This window comes from Pseudomonas sp. Irchel s3b5, assembly GCF_900187435.1.
Taxonomy (GTDB): Bacteria; Pseudomonadota; Gammaproteobacteria; order Pseudomonadales; family Pseudomonadaceae; genus Aquipseudomonas.
The window spans coordinates 42,313-50,701 of record NZ_FYDY01000034.1 but is presented as its reverse complement, the minus strand read 5'-3'; the positions used below and the strand labels follow the sequence as shown (position 1 = coordinate 50,701).

The following is an 8,389-nucleotide window of genomic DNA, read 5'->3' as shown; positions in this document are numbered from 1 at the left end:
CCAGCACCGAAAGCCACGCCGATGTCGGCGACAAGGCCAACGATGCACTGCGCGTGAACGGCAACGAACTGCGCTGCAAAGTCGTGGGCGAGGGCGGTAACCTCGGCATGACCCAACTGGGTCGTGTGGAATTCGGTCTCAATGGCGGCGGTTCCAACACCGACTTCATCGACAACGCCGGTGGCGTGGACTGCTCCGACCACGAAGTGAACATCAAGATCCTGCTGAACGAAGTGGTTCAGGCTGGCGACATGACCGACAAGCAACGTAATGAGTTGCTGGCGAGCATGACCGACGAAGTCGGTGGTCTGGTGCTGGGCAACAACTACAAGCAGACTCAGGCCCTGTCGTTGGCAGCCCGCCGCGCATTGCCGCGGATTGCCGAATACAAGCGTCTGATGAACGATCTGGAAGGCCGCGGCAAGCTGGATCGCGCCATCGAGTTCCTGCCGGCTGAAGAGGCCATCAACGAACGCATCGCTGAAGGCCATGGCCTGACCCGTGCCGAGTTGTCGGTGTTGATCTCCTACAGCAAGATCGACCTCAAGGAGCAGTTGCTGGGCTCCCTGGTGCCGGACGACGACTACCTGACCCGCGACATGGAAACCGCTTTCCCGCCGACGCTGGTGAGCAAGTTCTCCGCGGCCATGCGCCGTCACCGTCTGAAGCGCGAAATCGTCAGCACCCAGATCGCCAACGACCTGGTCAACCACATGGGCATCACCTTCGTTCAGCGACTCAAAGAGTCGACCGGCATGAGCCCGGCGAACGTGGCTGGCGCTTATGTAATCGTGCGTGACATTTTCCATCTCCCGCACTGGTTCCGTCAGATCGAAGCCCTGGACTACCAGGTCTCCGCCGACGTGCAACTGGAGCTGATGGACGAGCTGATGCGTCTGGGCCGTCGCGCCACGCGCTGGTTCCTGCGCACCCGTCGCAACGAGCAGAACGCTGCCCGTGACGTCGCGCACTTCGGTCCGCATCTGGCAGCGCTGGGCCTCAAGCTCGACGAACTGCTGGAAGGCCCGACCCGCGAAGGCTGGCAGACCCGTTACCAGGCTTACGTCGCGGCTGGCGTGCCTGAGTTGCTGGCGCGCATGGTTGCAGGTACGACTCACCTGTACACCTTGCTGCCAATCATCGAGGCTTCCGACGTGACCGGCCAGAACGCCGCCGACGTAGCGAAGGCTTACTTCGCCGTGGGCAGCGCGCTGGACATCACTTGGTACCTGCAACAGATCAGCGCTCTGCCGGTTGAAAACAACTGGCAGGCCCTGGCCCGTGAAGCGTTCCGTGATGACGTCGACTGGCAGCAACGTGCGATCACCATCTCGGTCCTGCAACAGGGCGACGGCACCCAGGACGTGGAAGCACGCCTGGCGCTGTGGATGGAGCAGCACGCGAGCATGATCGAGCGCTGGCGCACCATGCTGGTGGAAATCCGTGCCGCCAGCGGCACCGATTACGCCATGTACGCGGTCGCCAACCGCGAACTGCTGGACCTGGCGTTGAGCGGGCAGGCGGTTGTACCTGCCGCTGTCGCTGCTGAGCTGGAACCGGCGGCCTGATCAGGCGCTGAATGAAAAAACCCGCATCGAGAGATGCGGGTTTTTTTTGCCTGCAGGTTTTGTGGTGTTTGATCGGGCCTCATCGCGAGCAGGCTCGCTCCTACAGGGGGGCAGGGGCGGTCATCAGTTTTCCAGTGGGATCAGCACTTTTTCGTCCGGCGCCAATACCATGAACACCAGCAACCTGGCAGGTTGGGTCGCGCTGGCGTTTTTCAGCAATTCGTCTTTCAGCACCGTGACCTTTTCCGAAGGCTCATGGGCAAACACCGAGGCAGAAACCATTAGGGCCAGGGCGGCAAGAGGGGCAGCACAAAAGAGGACAACGTTCATGGTTCATCACCTGCGAGGGTTGGTCGTTGCAAACCACAGTAGTGCGCAAGCGGTAGCCGTTAAACAGCCAATATTCGGGAAGGAGAGGGGACCAATGATAGGGCTAAGGGGATCAACTGTGGCGAGGGAGCTTGCTCCCGCTGGGCTGCGCAGCGGCCCCAAGTCCAGCAGATGCGCAGGGTCAGGCACGCGGTTGCTTGATTTGCGTCTGCTGCGCAGACGAACGGGAGCAAGCTCCCTCGCCACAGGTGTTTTTTTTAAACGATCGGAAAACTATTGAAGTCCACGGCATTGGCCAACTGGCTGTCGATCAGACTGATAAAACCCTGCACTTCAGGGCGATCGAAGTGCGCATGCATGGCTTCTTCCGACTGCCAGCGGGCGCTGACGGTCCAGCGGTTGGTGTCCTCGGGGCAGCGGTCGACCATATAAGAATCACAGCCCGGCAGTTCACGCAGGGTGTCGACAATCTTTTGCAGTTGCTTACCCAGTTCGTCCGAGCGGCCGGCGGCGGCCTGCACCTGTACGGTATTGATCACTTCATGGGCCATTGTTCTCACTCCTGAATCAGGCCGGACGAATCCTGCTCATTGAGGGATCACGCCTATCCAGAATAGGCCCGCACCTGGGGACCGCCAATAGCCAATCGCCGGATAAAGCCGCAGGCGAATCGTTCAGGCCACCTGCTGCAGGATGTCGCGCAGACGGTCCAGGGCAATGTCGATATCAAGGGTTTCGATGGCGCCAAACCCGAAGAAAAGCCCGGCCCGTGGTGCTTCCTGATAGAAAAAGCTGTCGATGGAGTACAGGCTGACTTCGTTTTTTTTCGCCAGTTCGATCACCAAGGGAATATCCATCGGCACTTTGCACATCACCACCATGTGGAAACCCGCCGTGCTCGGCACCGCCTCAAGCCAGGGCGAGAGGTCGCCAGCCATGCGCGTCAGGATGCGGTCGCGGCGACCGGCATAGATCGTATGGCAGCGTCGAATGTGTTTGAGCAGGCAACCCTCGGCGATGAACTTGGCCAAAGCCCATTGCGGCAGGGTGGACGTGTGCAAATCGGTGAGCTGTTTGGCCCGCACCACGGCTTCGAGGATGGCCGGCGGCAGGATCGTGTAGCCCAGCCGCAGTTCTGGCAGCAGGGTTTTGGAGAACGTGCCGACGTACGCAACGATCCCGCATTCATCCATGCTTTGCAGCGAGTCGGTGGGCCGTCCTTCATAACGGAATTCGCTGTCGTAATCGTCTTCGATAATGATCGCGCCCAGTTCCTGAGCCTTGGCGAGCAACGCCACCCGGCGCGCCTGGCTCATGGGCATGCCGAGCGGAAACTGGTGGGACGGGGTGACATAGATCAGCCGAGTGCCGAGGGGGATTTTGTCGACCACAATGCCTTGGGCATCCACCGGAACGCCGATCACCGTGGCGCCATGGGTGCCGAACAACAGGCGTGCCGGCGGATAACCGGGGTCTTCCATGGCGACGATGCTGCCCGGACGGATCAACACCCGGGCAATCAGGTCCAGCGCTTGCTGCGCGCCGTTGCACACCACCACGTCTTCGTCCTGGCAAATGACCCCGCGAGAGAACGCGATGTGCTGTGCGATGGCGTTGCGCAGCGCCGGCAAGCCTTCGGGCAGGCTGTAATAGCCTTTTGATGCCGCAATCTGGCGCAATGCATGGGCGGTGCAGCGTCGCCAGTCATCGTGGGGAAACTGCCCCTTGGTGGTGGCGCCGCCAATGAAGTCGTAACGCAGCGAGCCCTCCAGCGTCGGGTGGCGCAAAAACACCGGCAGGTTGCGCCAGGATTCGATCACCTCACAACCGGCCAGCTCCGAGTGACTCTGCTTGTGCTGCACTTTCGACGTCCGTGCGTTGACGTAGGTGCCTTTGCCCACCACGCCGGTGAGGAAGTTTTCGTAGGTCAGTTGTGCGTAGGTGTCGGAAATGGTCTTGCGCGAAATGCCCAGTTGTTCGGCCAACAGGCGACTGGGCGGCAGTTGCGCCCCGGCTGCCAGGCGACCGGTCTCGATGGCGCTGCGCAGTTGGTTGTACAACTGGCCGGCGAGGTCTTTGCGGCCATTGATGACAACATGTAGTTCCATACCGCCAAGCTCCGGAGCAATTGAGGCGCGTGTGCGTCGCACCAGATTACCCTCATCCGTGTGTTGTCCAGAAGTTGCGTCGCGTAATGGCCTGATTGCCGGTCTGAAAATTGAGGCCAATCAAACCTGTGGGAGCAAGCTCGCCCCCAGATTTTTATAATCGCCACAACATTAGATAGCGGTATAGAGTGAACAGCCATGTCTGTATCAAGGATTGAATCACTCATGCCCACCACCGATCCCGTCATCACCCTCGAACGCTTCAGCGAATCGCACATCGAGGGTATTACCGCGCTTTACAACGATCCGTTGATAGGTCGTCAAACCCTGCAAATGCCGTTTCAATCCACCGAACTCTGGCGTAAACGCCTGGCTCAGGATCACGAGCGGTTGGTGAAAGTTGTGGCCCTGCATCAAGGGACCGTGATCGGCAACATCGGCCTGGAACAGTATTCGCGCAGTCGTCGTAGCCATGCCGGCAGTTTCGGTATGGGCGTCGCCGTCGCGTGGCAGGGCAAGGGTGTCGGTTCGAAGTTGCTGGCGGCGGCGCTGGATATCGCCGACAACTGGATGAACCTGCACCGGGTCGAGCTTTCGGTGTATGCGGACAATGAAGCGGCCATCGCGCTGTATCGAAAGTTTGGCTTCGAAACTGAAGGCCTGTTTCGTGACTACGCCGTGCGCGATGGCGTGCTGGTGGACACCTTTAGCATGGCACGCCTGCGTCACAAGCCACAGGCGGTTTGAGTCAAACGCCTGGTGCGAGGTTTGCCTTGGGCATTCAGCCGGAGGTGCCGCTCACGCGTTTAGTCGTACGCGTGCGGCGCGCATCTGCCATGCTCAACCTCCGTAGCACCGCTCCAATCAAAGGAACACCGCAATGGACGATGTACAGCAACTGGGTGAAATGCTGCGCCACTACGCAGAAAGTGAAGCGCATAAAAAGCAATTGTTCGAGTCTCAGTCGGCGGTTTGGGCGGCGCGCATCAGCGAGCTGTTCGATCAGATCGAGCAATGGCTGGCGCCGGTGCAGGCGCCGAGTCTGCTGGAGGTGAAACGCGACGCGTATGTCGCCTCGGGCCCCAGCATTCCGGTTGAGACATCGACCTTCAAGACCGAGAAACTGTCCATCGTGATTACCGGTAAACCGGTGGAATTTGTTCCGGAAGTGATGGGCACGGGCGGCCAGGTTGCTTTGGGGATCGCGGGCTTGACGGCTGCGCGCCTTGGCAGCGTTTCACTGGTTTGCCAACCACCGGCCAATAGTTGGCAATGGCGCAAGACCAATGGTTTGAAAGATCCGGATGTCTTCGAGTTCGATGCGAATTTTCTGGCGCAGCAGTTGCAAGGCTTGATTCCCCGCAACCGCATTTGACTGTTCCAGAGATGAGCGCTGCGCCCGCTTCTACAGGTAGCGGGCCCCGGCTCACTTCAACGCCGGATCACCCATGTTCATTTTCTTCCAGCCTTGCAACAGCAGCTGGGCTTTCGGTTCCTGGCCGTTGTCGGGGTAGCACTGGATCAGCGACAACCGCGCATTGCGGTTGGCCGGTTGCACTTTGAGCAATCTTTCCAGTTCCTCGCAGGCCTGATCGACCTTGCCACTGTCATGCAGCGCCACCGCCAGCACGTAACCGAACTGGGCGCTTTGTGGCTCCAGTTGTGCGGCTTTGCGCAGGAAAGGCATGGCCTGATCCGATTTGCCAGCCCGCACCAGTGACAAACCCTGGGTGTGTTGCAGCAGGGCAGCGTCGGGATGGTCCTTGAGGCTTTGCGCCAGCAACGCCTGAGCGTCCTGACCACGGCCATTGGCCTCCAGCCATTCACTTCATAACCCAGCGCGACGCCACCGGCGATGGAGTACAGCCACAGGGCCAGGCGATCGGTCGTTTGCTCTGCGTGATGCTTGAACGGAATTTCAACTGGAGCCTGGCGCTGACGCTGGAACCACAAGGCACCGGCCGCCGCGAGCAGGGGCCCGGCGACGGCCCTGGCGGTATTGGCGGCATAGAGTTGGCCACCGGCCTTGCCCAGGTGTTGCGGGTCGCTGGTCAGCGAGCGAACCAACACCGGCAAGGTGCCGCCCATCAGCAGCGCGGGAATGCCCACCAGCGCAAACGGCAACACCCAGACCAGCGGCCCGATCTGTTGTTCCAGCCAGGCAAACGGACTGGCCGCCAGACTCATGGCGAAAGTCGCACCTACGCCAAGTACGGCCACCAGCACTTCCAGCCCGGCGTACAACAGCACCGGTTGTTGCATCCGGTCGGCCCAGCGTCCAAACAGCAAACCGCCCAACGCCAACCCGGCAAAAAATGCACTGATCCCCGTGGTGATGGCGTACACCTCGACGCCCACCACCAACGACAACTGCTTGATCCACAGCACCTGGTACACCAGCGCCGCAGCACCGGAGACGAACAGCAGCAGGGCGGGCATCAGCAGCGCAGGGGAGACGACATCAGGGGCAGGTATGGCCGACGACTTGCTGGCGACACGTGAGGGCATGGATTTGTTGCCTTTTGCCAATTTCGACGTAAACACAAACCTTGTAGGAGCTGGCTTGCCAGCGAAAGCGGTGGTTCAGTCAGTATCTATATCGACTGTAAAGACGACTTCGCTGGCAAGCCAGCTCCTACAGGGGTTGTGTTCGCATTTCATAAGTGAGTCCGCTCGCCGGTGTCTTCGATCTTGCCGTTGGCGAAGCTGTGGATCACGCCGCGCGGAGTGTTGGCCTTGACGAAGGCCGCGTCGTCCTTGGGCCAGTACGGACGCTCGGGTCTCGATCACCGAGGACCTGAAAAACTCGGCCAGCAAAATCGACTGCACCTTTCCGGGCAATGGATCGGGTGGCTGGCATTGTTGCCGGCCCTGTTGGCATTGGTCTGGTTCACCCGCCCGCTCGTAAATCGCGCCTGCCTGGCCTGGCAAGCGCGACTCAGCGCCCGGCACGCTGCCTGGCTGGAATCGGCCGACTCAGCCCGCGCCTGCAAACGTTCCTGTGCGCCTGTTACGGCCGCGAGCCGGCCAGTGATCAAGCGTTGCTTCAACTCAAGCAATCCTTGTCTACGCTGCATAGTCAGGCTGAACGCAACAAAGAATCAGTTCTTCTTCGCCTGTTCCCAAACCCGCTCTTCCTGCTCCCTCAGTTCCGGCGTGAATTCAGCGCCAAAATCTTCGGCTTCAAACACCTGGCGAATTTCAATCTCGGCCTCGGTGCCCGGCATTGGGTTGGGGCAACGCTTGACCCATTCGATGGCTTCTTCTTTTGACTTCACCTTCCACAACCAGAAACCGGCGATCAATTCCTTGGTTTCAATGAACGGTCCGTCGATCACTGAGCGATTTTCGCCCGAGAACTTCACACGGGCACCTTTACTGCTCGGGTGCAGGCCCTCGCCCGCGAGCATGATGCCGGCCTTGACCAGTTCTTCGTTGTAGTTGCCCATGGCGGTCAGGAGTTCCTGGCTGGGCATCACGCCGGCTTCAGAATCGGGGCTGGCTTTGATGATGATCATGAATCGCATGGTGGTGTCTCCGCTGGATTTTTGAAGATTCGCTGGATAGTCGAACGGCTCCTGCTTGAATCGACAACACGGCCCGCTAATTTTTTGGCCGCCGCTCCCACAGGGTTTTGTGTTGTTCAAAGGAAGGAGGGCGGCAAGTTGTATCCAATTATTGTCGCCGATGCGTGACAATTTGTTTTTGCCATAGGTCGTAGGACAATTTCGTGGTTAACTTCTGCCTCGTCAAAAACTCTCCACCACCACGTCAGAAGGACTCCGTTCATGGCTCAAGTCACTCTTAAAGGCAACCCGGTTCAAGTCAACGGCCAACTGCCTCAAGCCGGCTCGAAGGCGCCAGCCTTTTCCCTGGTTGCCGGCAATCTGTCCGACGTCACCCTGAAAGACTTTGCCGGCAAGCGCAAAGTGCTGAACATCTTCCCAAGCGTCGATACCCCGACCTGCGCCACTTCCGTGCGTCAGTTCAACGCCAAGGCCGGCGACGTCGCCAACACTGTCGTGCTGTGCATCTCCGCTGACCTGCCGTTCGCCCAAGCCCGTTTCTGCGGCGCCGAAGGCCTGGAAAACGTACAGAACCTGTCGACCCTGCGCGGCGCCGAGTTCATCGAAAACTACGGTGTTGCCATCGCTGACGGCCCGCTCAAAGGCCTGACCGCCCGTGCCGTTGTGGTACTGGACGAGAACGACAACGTGCTGCACAGCGAGCTGGTTGGCGAAATCGCTGACGAGCCGAACTACGAAGCGGCACTTGCTGTTCTGAAATAAGCGTAGCTTTTACACTTATTAACGGCCTGGCTCTGTCCAGGCCGTTTTCATTTGTGCTTCAGTGTCTTACAGAAAACTCCTGTTACGTAAGCCG

The 8,389-nt window shown here is 59.6% G+C and carries 8 protein-coding genes and 3 pseudogenes; 5 read left to right on the top strand and 6 right to left on the bottom strand.

Features of this window, described 5'->3' with window-relative positions; translation table 11 throughout:
* On the top strand, positions 1-1,568 hold a 1,568-nt coding region (locus CKW15_RS24625), incomplete at its 5' end, for an NAD-glutamate dehydrogenase domain-containing protein (protein WP_143498512.1).
* A gap of 123 nt (positions 1,569-1,691) precedes the next feature.
* On the opposite strand, the gene CKW15_RS24620 is transcribed toward CKW15_RS24625, so the two are convergent.
* The 3 genes from CKW15_RS24620 to CKW15_RS24610 form a co-directional block, all read right to left on the bottom strand.
* Positions 1,692-1,898, bottom strand: coding sequence for a hypothetical protein (locus CKW15_RS24620; protein ID WP_095060156.1), 207 nt, complete (start codon positions 1,896-1,898; stop codon positions 1,692-1,694).
* A gap of 257 nt (positions 1,899-2,155) precedes the next feature.
* Complete coding sequence (locus CKW15_RS24615) at positions 2,156-2,449, bottom strand: putative quinol monooxygenase (RefSeq protein ID WP_095060154.1); 294 nt, start codon at positions 2,447-2,449, stop codon at positions 2,156-2,158.
* Positions 2,450-2,572: 123 nt separating this feature from the next.
* Positions 2,573-4,006 carry a PLP-dependent aminotransferase family protein gene (locus CKW15_RS24610; RefSeq protein ID WP_095152837.1) on the bottom strand — a complete coding sequence of 478 codons (1,434 nt, stop codon included), beginning with the start codon at positions 4,004-4,006 and terminating at the stop codon, positions 2,573-2,575.
* 225 nt (positions 4,007-4,231) lie between these two features.
* Here CKW15_RS24610 and CKW15_RS24605 point away from each other — a divergent pair, with 225 nt between their 5' ends.
* Complete coding sequence (locus CKW15_RS24605) at positions 4,232-4,753, top strand: GNAT family N-acetyltransferase (RefSeq protein WP_095060150.1); 522 nt, start codon at positions 4,232-4,234, stop codon at positions 4,751-4,753.
* A 133-nt stretch (positions 4,754-4,886) separates the two neighbouring features.
* The gene (locus CKW15_RS24600; RefSeq protein ID WP_095060148.1) at positions 4,887-5,381 is read left to right on the top strand and encodes a hypothetical protein; all 495 of its coding nucleotides are present in this window, start codon (positions 4,887-4,889) and stop codon (positions 5,379-5,381) included.
* Positions 5,382-5,432: 51 nt separating this feature from the next.
* Here CKW15_RS24600 and CKW15_RS24595 read toward each other — a convergent pair.
* Positions 5,433-5,831 (bottom strand): annotated as a pseudogene (locus CKW15_RS24595) (tetratricopeptide repeat protein); the annotation flags it as partial.
* Positions 5,831-6,514, bottom strand: a pseudogene (locus tag CKW15_RS24590) (spermidine synthase); the annotation flags it as partial. The pseudogenes CKW15_RS24595 and CKW15_RS24590, both read right to left, overlap by 1 nt.
* Before the next feature lie 274 nt (positions 6,515-6,788).
* Here CKW15_RS24590 and CKW15_RS28885 point away from each other — a divergent pair.
* Positions 6,789-7,140: pseudogene (locus tag CKW15_RS28885) on the top strand (hypothetical protein); the annotation flags it as partial.
* On the opposite strand, the gene CKW15_RS24580 reads toward CKW15_RS28885, so the two are convergent.
* On the bottom strand, positions 7,108-7,533 hold the full coding sequence (locus CKW15_RS24580; RefSeq protein ID WP_095060146.1) for a YciI family protein: 426 nt from the start codon (positions 7,531-7,533) through the stop codon (positions 7,108-7,110). The pseudogene CKW15_RS28885 and the gene CKW15_RS24580 overlap by 33 nt on opposite strands.
* A gap of 261 nt (positions 7,534-7,794) precedes the next feature.
* Between CKW15_RS24580 and tpx the strand changes: the two genes are divergently transcribed.
* Positions 7,795-8,295 carry a thiol peroxidase gene (tpx, locus tag CKW15_RS24575; protein ID WP_095060144.1) on the top strand — a complete coding sequence of 167 codons (501 nt, stop codon included), beginning with the start codon at positions 7,795-7,797 and terminating at the stop codon, positions 8,293-8,295.
* Positions 8,296-8,389 lie beyond the last annotated feature (94 nt).

Bases quoted from the DNA above. Each gene is read 5' to 3' on its own strand.
- CKW15_RS24620 (WP_095060156.1), bottom strand. From the start codon at position 1,898: ATGAACGTTGTCCTCTTTTGTGCTGCCCCTCTTGCCGCCCTGGCCCTA.
- CKW15_RS24615 (WP_095060154.1), bottom strand. From the start codon at position 2,449: ATGGCCCATGAAGTGATCAATACCGTACAGGTGCAGGCCGCCGCCGGC.
- CKW15_RS24610 (WP_095152837.1), bottom strand. From the start codon at position 4,006: ATGGAACTACATGTTGTCATCAATGGCCGCAAAGACCTCGCCGGCCAG.
- CKW15_RS24605 (WP_095060150.1), top strand. From the start codon at position 4,232: ATGCCCACCACCGATCCCGTCATCACCCTCGAACGCTTCAGCGAATCG.
- CKW15_RS24600 (WP_095060148.1), top strand. From the start codon at position 4,887: ATGGACGATGTACAGCAACTGGGTGAAATGCTGCGCCACTACGCAGAA.
- CKW15_RS24580 (WP_095060146.1), bottom strand. From the start codon at position 7,533: ATGCGATTCATGATCATCATCAAAGCCAGCCCCGATTCTGAAGCCGGC.
- tpx (WP_095060144.1), top strand. From the start codon at position 7,795: ATGGCTCAAGTCACTCTTAAAGGCAACCCGGTTCAAGTCAACGGCCAA.